The organism is Erythrobacter sp. K21-9 (genome assembly GCF_055808355.1).
Window position 1 is genome coordinate 2,438,156 of record NZ_CM147866.1, and the last position, 14,406, is coordinate 2,452,561.

General features: G+C 60.0%; 12 protein-coding genes. 4 read left to right on the top strand and 8 right to left on the bottom strand.

Features of this window, described 5'->3' with window-relative positions:
• Positions 1-35: 35 nt before the first annotated feature.
• Both AC0L39_RS12545 and AC0L39_RS12550 read right to left on the bottom strand, forming a co-directional pair.
• Entirely contained in the window at positions 36-668 is a 633-nt protein-coding gene (locus AC0L39_RS12545) for a lytic transglycosylase domain-containing protein (protein WP_473258343.1), read from the bottom strand.
• Between the two features lie 279 nt (positions 669-947).
• Positions 948-1,346 carry a tetratricopeptide repeat protein gene (locus AC0L39_RS12550; protein ID WP_473258346.1) on the bottom strand — a complete coding sequence of 133 codons (399 nt, stop codon included), beginning with the start codon at positions 1,344-1,346 and terminating at the stop codon, positions 948-950.
• Positions 1,347-1,673: 327 nt separating this feature from the next.
• Between AC0L39_RS12550 and AC0L39_RS12555 the strand changes: the two genes are divergently transcribed.
• Positions 1,674-3,233, top strand: a complete 1,560-nt coding sequence (locus tag AC0L39_RS12555) for a hypothetical protein (protein WP_473258348.1) — start codon at positions 1,674-1,676, stop codon at positions 3,231-3,233.
• Positions 3,234-3,486: 253 nt separating this feature from the next.
• Positions 3,487-6,051: a TonB-dependent receptor domain-containing protein gene (locus tag AC0L39_RS12560; RefSeq protein WP_473258349.1), complete on the top strand. Its 2,565-nt coding sequence runs from the start codon at positions 3,487-3,489 to the stop codon at positions 6,049-6,051.
• Between the two features lie 49 nt (positions 6,052-6,100).
• On the opposite strand, the gene AC0L39_RS12565 is transcribed toward AC0L39_RS12560, so the two are convergent.
• The 3 genes from AC0L39_RS12565 to AC0L39_RS12575 form a co-directional block, all read right to left on the bottom strand.
• Complete coding sequence (locus AC0L39_RS12565; RefSeq protein ID WP_473258351.1) at positions 6,101-7,126, bottom strand: aldo/keto reductase; 1,026 nt, start codon at positions 7,124-7,126, stop codon at positions 6,101-6,103.
• Between the two features lie 244 nt (positions 7,127-7,370).
• Positions 7,371-8,111 carry an SDR family NAD(P)-dependent oxidoreductase gene (locus AC0L39_RS12570; protein WP_473258354.1) on the bottom strand — a complete coding sequence of 247 codons (741 nt, stop codon included), beginning with the start codon at positions 8,109-8,111 and terminating at the stop codon, positions 7,371-7,373.
• Positions 8,112-8,124: 13 nt separating this feature from the next.
• Entirely contained in the window at positions 8,125-9,267 is a 1,143-nt protein-coding gene (locus tag AC0L39_RS12575; protein WP_473258356.1) for an acyl-CoA dehydrogenase family protein, read from the bottom strand.
• A 230-nt stretch (positions 9,268-9,497) separates the two neighbouring features.
• On the opposite strand from AC0L39_RS12575, the gene AC0L39_RS12580 reads away from it, so the two are divergent.
• Positions 9,498-10,838: a DUF418 domain-containing protein gene (locus AC0L39_RS12580; RefSeq protein WP_473258358.1), complete on the top strand. Its 1,341-nt coding sequence runs from the start codon at positions 9,498-9,500 to the stop codon at positions 10,836-10,838.
• 50 nt (positions 10,839-10,888) lie between these two features.
• Positions 10,889-11,284 (top strand): hypothetical protein, encoded by a 396-nt coding sequence (locus tag AC0L39_RS12585; RefSeq protein WP_473258360.1) that lies wholly within the window; start codon positions 10,889-10,891, stop codon positions 11,282-11,284.
• Between the two features lie 27 nt (positions 11,285-11,311).
• Here the strand turns inward: AC0L39_RS12585 and AC0L39_RS12590 are convergent, their stop codons facing one another.
• The 3 genes from AC0L39_RS12590 to AC0L39_RS12600 form a co-directional block, all read right to left on the bottom strand.
• Positions 11,312-12,127: a ferredoxin--NADP reductase gene (locus tag AC0L39_RS12590; protein WP_473258362.1), complete on the bottom strand. Its 816-nt coding sequence runs from the start codon at positions 12,125-12,127 to the stop codon at positions 11,312-11,314.
• A gap of 147 nt (positions 12,128-12,274) precedes the next feature.
• Positions 12,275-13,261 (bottom strand): Fe(3+) ABC transporter substrate-binding protein, encoded by a 987-nt coding sequence (locus AC0L39_RS12595; protein WP_473262377.1) that lies wholly within the window; start codon positions 13,259-13,261, stop codon positions 12,275-12,277.
• A 103-nt stretch (positions 13,262-13,364) separates the two neighbouring features.
• A complete protein-coding gene (locus AC0L39_RS12600; protein ID WP_473258364.1) occupies positions 13,365-14,396 on the bottom strand; it encodes an ABC transporter ATP-binding protein in 1,032 nt (343 codons plus the stop codon).
• Between the last annotated feature and the right edge of the window lie 10 nt (positions 14,397-14,406).

The window sequence follows — 14,406 nt, forward strand, 5'->3', positions numbered from 1 at the left end:
CCTCAAAGTCTTATCTAGTGCCGGCCCAATCACGCTTACCGTGCATCAGGCCGCGAATGGTTTGCGAGACGGCCCATAATGGCAGCAACATATTGCTTCGTCTCACGAATATTCGGGATACCCCCAGCCCTTATAACACGGCCCGGGCCTGCATTATAAGCGGCAAGCGCCATTTCCAGGTCGCCGTCGAACCGGTCGAGTTGTTCGCGAAGGTACCGTGCACCGCCCTCCAGGTTCTGGTGAGGATCGTCGGGGTCGACGCCGAGATACGCGGCAGTACCCGGCATCAATTGGGCCAGGCCTCGCGCGCCAGCGTGAGAGACGGCGTTTTCGCGCCAGCGGCTTTCTTGCCATACAAGCGCCTCCAGCAGGCTGGGACTAAGATCGTAGCGCTGCGACAGTTCGTGCACCTTTGCTGCGTAGATCGCAGGCACACCTTTCGTGTGCATGACCGGATCAGCCGCGATCCCATCGGATATGACCACGGCATTGAGATCGACGCGCGCATTGTCCATCGGCGCGCTCGCACTGGGCAGCGCCATGACAAGATCGCCGGCAACCCACCGGGCGCCGTCGCCATCGATTTCCAATACATCGGCCTGCGCATGTGCTGCACCCAATGCAAATAAAGCACCGATGCAGTATTTGCCCGCCCGCGCGAGAATCATTCAGAGCCCTCCAGCAACTCTTCTTTGTCTATCGTAAATGACAGGCAGGTGACAGTTCCGTGTGTTCAGGGGAGGCATAGACCAGCCGGACGGGGTCAACCTCTCTACTGCACCTCGACATTACGAGGCCCATTCAATTACGCGCGCCGGTTGCGGGCACGAGAGTAAACCGAAGCTGAACAGCGTGATTTCCGTCGAGATCAAAGGTGTGGATGACAGAAAAGCAAAGGGGCGATTTCACACCCGTGAAACCGCCCCAAGCATCAGACATGATTGGATTTACTGGCGAAGCGCCGTCCGGCTCGCAATGCGCAGGTCTCCGGCATCGAGCATCCGCAGCGCCTTTCGCGCAAGACGGCGAGAATCGGTCAGGTCGCCGCTGGCGGTTTCCAGCTCGATAGGCTCCGGACTTTTCAATGCCGCATTGAAGAGGGCCCGCGCCTTAACATCGTCGCCGCGATGCGCATGAGCGATGCCGAGGTTGATCAGCACTGCCGGATCATGCGGGTTTTCGTTCAGTTCGCCCTCCAGCATCCGCATTGCCTCAACGCCTTTACCTTCAGCCAAGGAAGCTGCGCCCAGCTTGGCATCGGGTTCAGCAGAAAGCTGCGCGTCGATCGGTGCGCCTGGCATCGGGTTGGCTGCGGCGATCGCGAGAGCGATGGCAGTAAGTGTCATTTCATGTCTCCAATCTCGTGTGCGAGTAATGTGAAACATGTTTCATAAAAATGCAATATTACTGAAACATTGTCATCTGAGCGCCATTTTGTGGCGTAACCTATTGATATGAAAGTGCAATGTAATGCCCTCATATCTCCGGAGCAGAGCCTATGCATGACTTTTTTTCGTAATATATGTCACATTTGAGTCACATACCGGAAAAGTGACCGATTCTGACTTCGCCCCGTAATGCTGCAAGAATTCTGTCACGCACGCACCTTAGCGCGGCCCCTGCGAACTTTATCGCGTCTATCGATTCTCGGTTTTTTGAGGGGACCGCTCGCTGTGAAAAACATTCAACGTACACTCGTCCTTGGCGCCAGCATCATTGCGCTTGCTGGCTGCGGCGCGGACGAAATCGTCTCGCCCGGTACCAGTGGTGATATCATCATCAACAACCCGGCCCCGTCGCCGACACCGACCCCGACATCGACTTCGACCCCGACCGTCACACCGGCATCAGGCTGCCCTACAATCAACACGGCAGGAGGACTGACCGATGCGGGCACGATCAGCGGACCAACTGGTGAATATCGTGTGTGCCAGCTCCCATCCACCTTCAACGTGGATGACAATCTGCCGTTCGTGAACGGCCTGCTCTACCAGATCCAGGGACGCGTGAACGTCGGCACGGATCAGGGCTTCGGCAGCACCGGTACCGATGTGACACTGTCGATCGAACCGGGCGTTATTCTTTTCGCTCAGGCCGAATCATTCTTCGTCGTGAACCGGGGCAACACTCTCGAAGCCGATGGCACCGCGATGATGCCGATCGTCTGGACGAGCCGCGATAACGTGCTGGGCCTCAGCAATGATAACAGCCAGGCACAATGGGGCGGCGTCGTCCTTCTTGGCCGCGCGCCCGTGTCCGATTGCTCGGACCAGACCTTCAACACTGCGTCCAGTCCCAACGCCAACCCGCAATGCGAACAGCAGCTCGAAGGCACGGTCGTTGCGACGCCGTTCGGTGGTACCAATAGCTCCGATAGCTCAGGCTCGTTCACTTACAACCAGATCCGCTTCTCCGGCTTTGAGCTCCAGCAGTCGAACGAGCTCCAGTCGCTCACGACCGGCGGCACCGGCTCGGGCACGGTCATCGAGAACTTGCTGTCGTTCAACAGCTCGGACGATGGCCTCGAATTCTTCGGTGGATCGGTCAATGCGCGCAACATCGCTGTCATCGGTGCGTCGGACGATTCGCTGGACGTGGATAGCGGCGCTCAGGCGAACCTCGAGACAGTCGTGGTCGTTCAACGCACTGGCACCGGTGACAGCCTCATTGAATTCGATTCGCCGGACGATCTCGCCGACGGTACTCCGGGCAATGCCCTGCCGCAGTCGACCCTGCAGGTGAACAACTTCACATTCGTCCAGCGCTCGTCCAATTCAAGTCAGGCGATCCGCGCGCGCGGCGGTCCTGCGCTTGGCCTGACGAACGGCGTGATCGATGTCGACAGCGCCGATGATGTCTGCATTCGTATCGATGAACAGATCACGCTCAATGCGATCATTGGTTTCGATTCGGTAGTCTGTGACGGGGCGAACCGCCCGGTGCGCGGTGATGCCGGTGTCTCCGATGCCGAAGTGCAAGCCGTCGTCGATGCGGGTACCAATAACGACTTTACCTTCACGCTGTCGCTCACGAATACCTTCGTGAACGGTGCGAACGAGAATGGTCATCCGGTCTTCGACGCGACGGCGCGCTCGTCCTTCTTCAACGCATCGACCTTTATCGGTGCCGAGGATGACAACGTATCCGATGTCTTCGGCGACTGGACCTGCAACTCGTCCACGATGAACTTCGGAAGCGCCACCGGCGATTGCACCTCGCTGCCGGTCTACTGATCGCGCCTAATCTGTTTACGGGGAGGCGCTGCGCATTCGCGGTGCCTCCCCCGATCATTTTTACCGGGCCAATCAGGGCTCGCCATGTTTCAGGACCTATAAATGAAGGGGTCTAAGGTTATGTCGACTGGCAAGCGTCTTGCAGGACTGCTGCTTCTCACTACTTCGCTCACGTTTCCATCCGCTCTTTACGCGCAATCGACTGACGAAGCCGATCCGCAGCAAGCGGAAGACGAGCTGATCGAAGACGTTGATGGTGTCCAGGAAGAGGACGTACAGGAACAACCCGACGTATCCGTACCCGGCGGCGGTATCATCGTCACCGAGCCGGCGCAATCGCAATCCGGAACGCTCCTCGACACAGGTTCTCAACGTCCTTTCCGAAGCCGACATTGCTCGGACTGGCGAGAGCGACATTGCAGGTGCGCTTGGCCGCGTCACCGGTCTGTCGGTCGTTGGCGATGGCCGCGTGTTCGTGCGCGGTCTCGGCGATCGCTATTCGCTTGCCCTGCTGAACGGCTTGCCGCTGCCAAGCCCGGAACCTCTCAGCCGCGTGGTGCCACTCGACATTTTCCCGACCAACGTGATCGCATCTTCGCTCGTGCAAAAGACCTATTCGGCGAACTATCCCGGCGAATTCGGCGGCGGCGTGATCAACCTGACGACCAAGGCTGTGCCGGTCGAGGATTTCCTCAGCCTCAGCTTCTCGGTCAGCGGCGACACCGAGACGACATTCGAAAACGGCCTCACCTATTTCGGTTCTGACTGGGATTACTTCGGGTTCGACAATGGCAACCGCGATATCCCTTCCAATCTGCAGGCTTTCCTCGACAGCGGTGAGCGTATTGGTTCGGTGCCTATCGACGTGAGCGAGGGGATTGCGGGGCAGCTGCTTCCGACCAATCTCGTCACGCTTCAGAAAGACAACTCGCAGCGCCCGAACTTCTCGGGTTCTGTCACCGGCGGCGCGTCTTTCGAATTAGGCGGCGATACCTATCTCGGGTTGATTGCGACCGCATCGCTCAAGAACAGCCTGCGCAACCGCACTGTCATCAGCCAGGGCGGCAGCTCGGACCTGTCCGAGCTGTTTCAGGATTTCCGCACCTTCATCACCGATGAAAACGTGCTGTTCAACGCCCTCGTATCCTTCGGTCTGGATACCGGCCCGCACACGATCCGCTGGACCAACCTCTACATTCGCGACACGCTGAAGACCGCTCGCCTCGAAGAAGGCACGGATATCCTGCCCGGCTTTGACGGCTTCGATTTCCAGAACCAGCAGACTGCATGGTTCGAACGCCAGCTGATCGACACCCAGCTTGTTGCCGAGCTCGATTTCGACAGCATCGATGTCGACCTGCGCGGCGGCTATGCCCGCACCGACCGCGAGGCGCCGTTCAACACATCGGTCAGCTACACCCGGACCAACATTCCCGGCGATCCGTTCGGCGACCTTTTCGTCGCCTACTTCAACCAGCTTTCGGATGCCGGCATCACCACCGTCGCTTTCGACGACCTGCAGGAAGAGCTGTGGTTCGGCGGCGCCGACCTTTCCTATGAGCTTGCCGACAACTTCGAGGTCACCGTCGGCGGTGCGTATTCCGATACGACCCGCCGGTCTTCCAGCCGCGAATTCCGTCCTTTCATTTCGGGCGACGTTCTCGGTGACGAGATTGTGCCTGCGCTTGGCCTGCGCCGTCCCGGTGACATCATCAACGGAGCGACCCTCGCTGGTTTCAACGTCACCCTGACCGAAGCCTCCCCCTTCCCGGTGTTCGACGCCGGGATCGAAATCATGGCAGGCTACGGCCTGTTCCGCTGGCTTCCGACCGACACCCTCACGTTCGAGGCCGGGGTGCGCTACGAAGATGCATCGCAGTTCGTTGCGCTCGACCAGTCGATCTTCAACACGCCGATTGGCGGGGCCACACCGACCAATCTCGACAACGATTATTTCCTGCCCGGCGCAACGATCACCTGGGAGCCGGTCGATGATCTGCAACTGCGCCTCTCGGCTTCGCAGACCATTGCCAGGCCGCAGTTTCGCGAGCTTGTCGAGCAGACCTATTTCGATCCCGAATCCAACCGCCGTTTCCGCGGCAATCCGCTGCTCGAAGACAGCGAGCTCATCAATGTCGAAGCCCGCGCCGAATATTATCTCGGCGGGCCCAACCGTGTCAGCCTCGCGGGCTTCTACAAGGAAATCGACAACCCGATCGAGAACACGCTGATCTCCGCATCGGGCCAGGTCCTGACCAGCTTTGCCAACGCCCCTTCCGCACAATTGTACGGCGCGGAGTTCGATTTCGTTTACGGCATCGACCTCTACGGACTTGGCGGCACGTTCTTCGAGACCAAGCAGCTCCTCCTTCTCGCCAATTACACCTACTCCCAGTCTGAAATCTCCGTCGGACCCGGTGACATTTCTCCGACCACTTCGAACCCGAACCAGCTTTCCAGCCTGATCTTCGACGATGGCGCGCCGCTGGTCGGCCAGTCCGATCATGTCGCCAACGTCTCATTCGGCATCGAGGATACGGAGAAGACCCAGCAGCTCACCCTGCTCGTCAACTACGCCAGTGAACGCGTGACCCTGCGCGGCGGCGCGCTGCCCGATGTGGTCGAGGATCCGGGCGTGACCTTCGACGTGGTCGCGCGCTCGGAGCTCGGCGCATTCGGCGTTCCGCTGGAGCTGTCGTTCGAAGTGCGCAACATCTTCGAGCCGCGACAATTTCGAGTTCCAGCAGCTCGGCGACAACCGGATCGAGATCAACACTTACGAGGTGGGAACCTCCTTCTCTCTCGGTATCAAGGCTGAATTCTGATCGGAACGGGGCGGCGCATGGGTCCAAGGCCTGCGCGCCGCCTCATCCATCTTTCACTGAAACCTGATCCATCGCCGGCATCTGCATAGCCATGCCGGTCGGCCATTTGGGCCGATAAGGCGCCTCAAGCGCGGCCAGCTCTTCATCGCTCAACGTAATGTCGAGCGCGGCGACCGCGTCCTCTATATGATGCGGTTTCGTCGCTCCGATGATCGGCGCAGCCACCGCCGGGCGGGTAAAATGCCACGCCAGCGCAAGGCTCGCCATTTTCTCACCGCGCGCATTGGCGAGATCGGCCAGCGCGGAGATAATCGCACGGTCGGCAGCGTCATCCTGCTTGTAGAGCATCTTGCCCACGCCATCTGTTTCGCTGCGCACTGTCTCCTCGCCCACGGGCCGCGCCAGCCTGCCGCGCGCCAGCGGGCTCCACGGGATCACGCCCACGCCCTCCTCCTGGCATAACGGAAGCATTTCGCGTTCTTCCTCGCGATAGAGCAGGTTGAGCTGGTTCTGCATCGACACAAAACGTGTCCAGCCATTTGCGCGTGCCGTCTCCTGTGCCTTGGCAAACTGCCATGCATACATCGAGGATGCCCCGACATAGCGCGCCTTGCCCGCCTTCACGATGTCGTGCAGCGCCTCCATCGTTTCCGCAATCGGCGTCTCGTCATCCCAGCGGTGGATCTGGAACAGGTCGACATAGTCCATTTCCAGCCGCGCCAGACTGTCATCGACAGCCTGCATCAGGCTCTTTCGCGACAGCCCTCCGGCATTGGGCGCGCTGCGCCACGGACCGTAGGCCTTGGTCGCAACCACAATCTCGTCGCGCTGCGCCATTTCCTTCAGCAGCTTGCCGGTGATTTCCTCCGACGTGCCGCCCGAATAGATATTCGCGGTGTCGAAGAAATTGATCCCCGCCTCCAGCGCGGCGCGAAAGAACGGTCGGCTCTCATCCTCGCCCAGCAGCCAGTCACCATGCCACCCCTTGGACGTATCGCCATAGCTCATGCAGCCCAGACAAAGCTGCGAGACCATCAGGCCGCTCGGGCCAAGCCGGGTGAATTTCATCTCAATCTCCTGCGCAATGTCCGGCCATGACCGGGCGGTAAAGCTTTGCAAAAGTTTCCAACGCTGCTTGACACTTTTTCCAACATGTCACCCGTTCAAATCCGCCCAATTCCCTGTTTTTCATGGACAAACCCGTGTTGGATACGCATGACAACTCTCCAACTTCGTTTGCAATGCTCGCCGGCCCGATTTCAGCTGCTGCGTTGGCACATCCGGGGCCATGTAGGAAAGGCGGATGCCGCGTTTACGACAGCGTCAGGCCGCCATCGACGATCAGCGTCTGCCCGGTGATGTAGGACGCTAGCGGCGAGGCGAGGAAGAGCGCCGCGCCCGCCATGTCTTCCGGCGTTCCCATCCGGCGCAGCGGAATGGACTGGAGCGCACCTTCGCGCCGGTCAGGATGCTCTGTGGTGACAGCGGTGAGCTTGGTCGGGACAAGGCCGGGGGCAATACCGTTCACGCGGATCCCGTCCCTTGCCCATGCCTCGCCAAGCGTCTTCACAAGGCTCACCGCCCCCGCTTTCGAGGCTGCATAGGCAGGCGTACCGATGGTCGATTTGAACGCCGCGACCGACGACACGACGATCATCGCTCCATCGTTGTCGGCCAGCCCTGTGTGAAAGGCGCGCGCGACGTCCATTACCGAATTGAGGTTCACGTCGACTACCGCGTCCCAGCCCTCGCGGCCAAACTCCTGCCGCTTGTAGCGCACTACGCCCTGGCTTTGGACCAGCACGTCCACCGCGCCGATTTCACGCGCCAAGGCTTCCGCAGCATCGCGGTCGGTGACGTCGAGCCGGTGGTATGCCAGCCCGCGAAAATCGCTGTCTTCGGCTTCGAGATAATCGCCCGCATCGGGCCGCGTGCCGGTGACAATGACCTCGGCCCCGCACGCGCGAAAGCCCTGCGCGATGCCATTGCCAATCCCGCTCGACCCGCCAATGACGAGCACGCGCATACCGGAAAAGTCGAGGGGATCGGTCATCGGCAAGGACTCCTCAGATCGAACGGCTCACGACTTCCTTCATGATCTCGCTCGTGCCGCCATAGATGCGCTGCACGCGCGCATCGCGCCACAATCTCGCTATGGCATATTCGTTCATGTAGCCTGCGCCGCCATGCAGCTGGAGCGCAGCGTCGACGCATTCCCACTGCATTTCGGTGTGCCACAGCTTGGCCGCGCTGGCTTCGTCCGTGGTCAGTTCGCCGCGCAGGTGGCGGGCGATGGCCCAGTCGAGATGAGCCCAGCCGACCTGCAGCTTCGCCTTGAGATCGGCGAGTGTGAACTTGGTGTTCTGAAACTCGAACACGGTGCGCCCGAAGGCCTTGCGGTCTTTCGTGAACTTCACCGCTTCGTCGAACGCGCGCTGCGCGCCGCCCTGTGCAGACACGGCAATGCTGAGGCGCTCCTGCGGCAGCTCTTCCATCAGGTGCACGAACCCGCGCCCTTCGCCGCCTAGGATGTTGGTCTTGGGCACGCGCACATCCTGAAAGAACAATTCGGAAGTGTCGGCGGAGTGCTGACCGATCTTGTCGAGATTGCGACCCTTTTCAAAGCCGGGCGTACCGGCATCGACCAGCACCAGCGACGTGCCTTTTGCCCCCTGCGATGGATCGGTCTTGGCGACGACGATCACGACATCGGCGTTCTGGCCGTTGGTGATGTACGTTTTCGAACCGTTGATCACGAGGTGGTTGCCGTCTGCCACCGCCGTGGTGCGCACGCCCTGAAGGTCGCTGCCGGCACCCGGCTCGGTCATGGCGATCGCTGTGATGACATCGCCGGAGATCATGCCCGGCAGGTATTTCTCTTTCTGCTCGTCGCTGCCGAGACGCTCGAAATAATTGACCGTGATGTCGTTTTGGAGGGTGAAACCGGCGGAGGTGCCAAGGTAGCTCAGCTCTTCGGCTAGCACGCAGTTGAAGCCGAAATCGAGGCCCAGCCCGCCATGTTCCTCGGCGACGGTCGGGCACAGCATCCCCGCCTCGCCCAGCGCCTTCCACGCCTTGCGCGGGACAACACCCTCTTCCTCGTGCTGGTCGAGAAACGGCTCCATATGCTCGGCGAGGACTTTGCGAACAGTATCGCGAAACGCCTCGTGGTCTTCATTGTAGGCGGTGCGGTGGGCTACATCGAGCATTGAGAGGTCTTCTCCGGGATTGGGTTTTGATCTGGAACGGATTGAAGCGCGTGGGATGGCGGCGGTCAAGCGCGAAAGGGAGTAGCGAGCAAGCTTACGGCGGAGAAAAAATCCGGGCGAGTTGCATTCAATGCCATCAGGCCTACAACCACCGCATCGGACGGCGCAGGAATCCTGCCGCAGCCGGTTTCATGGGTCGCACATGAAATGCCATGCCTTGGGGGGTATCAATGGCCAGCACTGCGACCGCATTCGACACACGGAATCTCGACGCTGCAACTCCGGACATGGTGCCAGCCGGTCCCACGTCCAGCCGCATTGTCACCCTGGATTTCGTCCGGGGAGCAGCCTTGTTCGGCATTCTCCTCATGAACATCACGGGCTTTGGATTGCCCAATGCCTACAGCAACCCGGCCAATGCAGGAGGCGCGGAGGGCGCGAACCTCCTCTCCTGGATGATCATCCAGATCGGCTTCGAAGGGACGCAGCGCGGGCTTTTCTCCATGCTGTTCGGTGCGGGCGTCATTCTGTTCACGAGCAGGCTGGAGGCGAAGGGCCGCTCCGACGTGGCCGACATCTACATGCGGCGAAATCTCTGGCTCGCGGCGTTCGGCCTGGTCAACGGCTATCTCCTGCTGTGGAGCGGAGATATCCTGTTCTATTTCGGATTGATTGCCCTGCTTATCTTTCCGTTTCGCAACATGATGCCGAAATGGTTGCTCCTGATCGGAGCGGGAGCGCTGCTGTTCAGCGCGGCGCTCAGCGTGAAAAGCGCGGCGGGCATGATGTCCGATTACGATGCCTATGCCTCGTCGCAGGTCAGCGGCGCGCAGCTTGCGGATGAGAAACGGGAACAGGCCAAACTTTGGGAAAAAGCTGTCGCCGATCACGAGCAAACCGATGAGGAGCGTCAGGCATACATAGCCGAGCGGACAGGCAGCTATGCGAGCGCATTCTCACAAGTTGCAACCGAGACCGGGCGGGCGCAGAGCTGGGGTTTTTATCGCTACATGGTCTTCGATGGACTGGGCATGATGCTGATCGGCATGGCGCTGTTCAAATGGGGCGTCTTCACGCTTGAAAGATCGCAGCGCTTCTACTGGGGTCTGGTCATCGTGGGCTATGGCATAGGATTGACCACGAACACGCTCGAAACGCGGTGGGTGATGGAGAATCAATTCAGTCTGCTGGCCTTTAATCAGAGCTGGATGACCTATGATCTTGGCAGGCTGGCGATGACGGCGGGCCATCTCGGACTGCTGCTGTTGTTAGCGCGATCGGGTGTATTTCCCTTGCTCCAGCGCGCGGTCGCCTCGGTAGGCAGGATGGCGTTCACAAATTACCTGACGCACTCGATCGTCTGTGCAATTTTCTTCGTGGGGCTCGGATATTTCGGGCAGCTCCAGCGGTTCGAGCTTTATTACGTCGTTCTGGTCGTTTGTCTGGTGCAGCTAATCGCCAGCCCCATCTGGCTCAAATATTTCAAGATGGGCCCGCTCGAATGGCTATGGCGCTACCTCACCTACATGGAGGCCCCGGCGATGAGGAAGAGGGCGGAGCAGTTGGCCTGAATGTCCGATCGCATGGTTGAGGATCGCGATCACTGATGCTTTAAGACACTATGCCCATTCGGTTCGCCGCAGACCTGCCTTATACTCTCCATACCAACAGGGAACTCGGCTTGATGCTCGCTGGCAAAAAGCCGCTCGCTCATTTTTCTCATCTGAAGGACAGAATTCCCGAAGTGGTGATGAGGTATCTCCGACTGTTTGACCGGCATGTCGAAACAGGTCTGTTCAAGAGAGAGGATATCTTTTGCGCGTCGGAGTTTGACCGCCGCACAATGTTGCACCGGATATTCTTCGTACTGCCGGGAGAGGAATGGCGCATCAAAGAGATGGTGGAGCTTTTTGAGAGCAACGTATGGAGCGAAAAAGAAGAGCGTAGAGAAGGCGAGCTTCTCGGATACGATGACTGGATGAACGACTACTTCTTGTCGATAAAGTATCCCACCTGATTTATTCTTCGCGCACCCTAAGGTGCATCACCCCACGAACGCGCGTTCGATCACGAATTGGCCGGGCTTGTTGTTCGCGCCTTCGGTGAAGCCGCGCTGTTCGAGGTCGGCGGCGTGGTCCTTGATCATGGCCATCGACCCGCACAGCATCACGCGGTCGTTTTCCGGATCGAATTTCTGCGGGCCCTTGGAGTCCTTGAACAGCTCGCCGCTATCGATCAGCGTCTGGATGCGGCCCGTCGTGCGGAAATCCTCGCGCGTTACGGTGGGGACGTAAATGAAACGCTCGCGGTCTTCGTCTTCGAGCAGGGGATCGCCTTCGAGCTTGCTTTCGAGCAGGTCGCGGTAGGCCAGTTCCTCGACATGGCGGACCGAGTGGATGGCGATCACTTCGTCGAACATGCCGTACACTTCCGGATCGCGCACGAGGCTCATGAAAGGCGCAAGGCCGGTACCGGTCGACAGCATGAACAGCCGTTTGCCCGGCAGCAGCGCGTCGGTCACCAGCGTGCCGGTCGGCTTCTTGCCGAGATAGATCGGATCGCCCACCTTGATATGCTGGAGCCGCGAGGTGAGCGGGCCGTCCTGCACCTTGATCGAGAGAAACTCCAGCTCCTCGGCGTAGCTTGGGCTCGCCATCGAATAGGCGCGCAGCAGCGGTTTGCCGTTGTCACCCGGCAGACCGATCATCACGAATTCGCCCGAGCGGAAGCGGAAGCTTGCCGGGCGGGTCATCTTCAGGGTGAAGAGGCTATCGGTCCAGTGATGGACATAGGTGATGGTCTCGACGGTGAGCGCACCGCTTTCCTGAAATTGCGAACGGTCGGTGATCGGCTGGTTCAAAACTGGGACCTCGGAAAATTACAGAACAGGCCGCATGCGTGCGGTACGGATTGCAGGCGCAAATGAACGTTTCGCGTCCGCGCTTCAAGGTAGTTTAGTGATAAGGGGTGAAAGAGCGGCTTGCGTGAAAGACGCAGCCGCTCCCGTTCAGTTCCAGCCCGCCCGGTCGAAAATCTCCACCGCTTCGCGCTGGTTGCGGCCGATTTCGGCAGCGTTGAGCGTGTCGGGCTTGAAATCGCCGAGCGCTTCCACCGCCGAGTTCGCTTCCAGCCCGCTCACCGCCGGATATTCGTTGTTCCCGTCGGCAAAGTAACGCTGCGCGCTTTCGGAGGTGAGGTATTCGAGGAAGCGAATGGCATTTTCGCGGTTCGGGGCGGTCTTAACCAGACCCGCTCCGCTGATATTGATGTGCGTGCCGTTGCCGTCCTGATCGGGGAAGATCACGCCCAGCTTGCCGAACAATTCCTGCTGTTCCTCGTCACCGCCAGCAAAGCGCGCGAGGTAATAGGTGTTCACCACCGCGATCCGGCATTCACCCGAAGCCACTGCCTCGATCTGCGCGGTATCATTGCCCTGCGGATCGCGCGCGAAATTGGCGACAACGCCCTCGGCCCATGCCTCTGCGGCTTCCTCGCCGCGATGGGCGATTATGCTGGAGAGCAGCGAGATGTTGTAGATGTTCGAGGAGGAACGGATGCAAATCTCGCCTTCATAAGCGGGATCGGCAAGGTCGGCGTAGGATTCCAGGCCTTCGGGTTCGCCCGCTTCCTTGTTGTAGATGATGACGCGGGCACGGGTCGACAGGCCAAACCACAGGTTTTCGGGATGGCGCAGATAGATCGGCAGCCGCTCGGCCAGCACTTCGCTTTCGACCGGAGCGAGCACGCCCGCCTCTTCGGCGCGCCAGAGCCGTCCGGCATCGACGGTGATCAGGATGTCGGCGGGGGAAAATTCGTCCTCGCTCTGGATCCGTTCGATCAGGGCGTCGGCTTCGGCTTCGATCAGATTGACCTCGATCCCGGTCTGCTCGGTAAAGTCCTCGTAGAGCGCAAGATCGGTGTCGTAATGGCGCGAGGAATAGAGGTTGACCTCGCCCAGATCGGCCTCCGGCTCTTCCTCGGCTCGCGCACGCAGTCACTGCAAGCGCCAGCAGGCAGGCCAAAACACCCTGTTTCATCGAAAACCTTTCCATCCAATTCTTGCGATTGATTATCATTATTATGGCTCGGCGCAAGCGCTATCTGCGTTCAAAAGCGCGAATACTCGAAGGTTTCGGCGATATGCGATATTTGCGCTCCGGCGCGATCGCGGAGGCGGTTTCGACGGTGATTTCTGCGCCGCCTGGCGCCCTCAGCAATACGCGGTGCCCCTGGCCCGACGGGTGGACATCGCGCACCGTCATGCCCTCGGGATCGGGGACAAGGTCCAGGTTCTCGGCAAACAGGAGCAGGTCTATTTCGCTCGCATCCGGCAATTCGCCTGCGATCGTGTCGCGCAGCCATGTGCCAAACTGCGTGCGCAGGCCTTCACCCTCGCGCGTGGCAGTCACCACCTGCGCTCCGCCGAATATCGCGCCAACCGAGGCCGTCGCAGGCGCTTCATGCAGATCGTGCGGCGTGCCGAACTGGATGACGCGCCCCGCCTCCATCACCGCGATCCTGTCGGCCACATCGAGCGCCTCTGACGGATCGTGCGTCACCAGAACCGCCGTCGCGCCCTGTTCGCGCAGCACTATCCGGCAATCGCGGCGCAGGCGGCGGCGCAGCACGATATCCACGCTGGCAAACGGCTCATCCATCAGCAGCACCTGCGGACCCGGAGCCATTGCGCGGGCAAGCGCGGCGCGCTGCTGCTGCCCTCCGGAAAGCTCATGCGGATAGCGGCTGCCAAGACCTGCCAGTCCCACGTGATCGAGCCAGCTTTCGATAGCAGCGGTGCCCGCCGCTTCCATTCCGAACCCGACATTCTGCGCAACTGTCATATGCGGAAACAGCGCGCCATCCTGAAACACCATCCCGACCGGGCGCTTTTCCGGCGGCGGGTTTCGCGCAGGGTCGGCCAGCATATCGCTGCCCAGCCGGATGCTCCCCTGCTGGACCGGCAATAATCCCGCAGCGAGGTTCAGCAAGGTTGACTTTCCGCAGCCCGACGATCCAAGCAGGCACGTGATCTCACCTGTCGGGGCAGTGAAGCTGATATCCTCCAGCGCCCGCAACTGATTGGCCCCTTGGCCGTAAACATGGGCAATATGGCGAAATTCAAGGCTCAATTATGGGTTC

Bases quoted from the DNA above. Each gene is read 5' to 3' on its own strand.
- AC0L39_RS12570 (WP_473258354.1), bottom strand. From the start codon at position 8,111: ATGACCGATCCCCTCGACTTTTCCGGTATGCGCGTGCTCGTCATTGGC.
- AC0L39_RS12585 (WP_473258360.1), top strand. From the start codon at position 10,889: ATGCCCATTCGGTTCGCCGCAGACCTGCCTTATACTCTCCATACCAAC.
- AC0L39_RS12545 (WP_473258343.1), bottom strand. From the start codon at position 668: ATGATTCTCGCGCGGGCGGGCAAATACTGCATCGGTGCTTTATTTGCA.
- AC0L39_RS12575 (WP_473258356.1), bottom strand. From the start codon at position 9,267: ATGCTCGATGTAGCCCACCGCACCGCCTACAATGAAGACCACGAGGCG.
- AC0L39_RS12565 (WP_473258351.1), bottom strand. From the start codon at position 7,126: ATGAAATTCACCCGGCTTGGCCCGAGCGGCCTGATGGTCTCGCAGCTT.
- AC0L39_RS12560 (WP_473258349.1), top strand. From the start codon at position 3,487: ATGGTGTCCAGGAAGAGGACGTACAGGAACAACCCGACGTATCCGTAC.
- AC0L39_RS12550 (WP_473258346.1), bottom strand. From the start codon at position 1,346: ATGACACTTACTGCCATCGCTCTCGCGATCGCCGCAGCCAACCCGATG.
- AC0L39_RS12580 (WP_473258358.1), top strand. From the start codon at position 9,498: ATGGCCAGCACTGCGACCGCATTCGACACACGGAATCTCGACGCTGCA.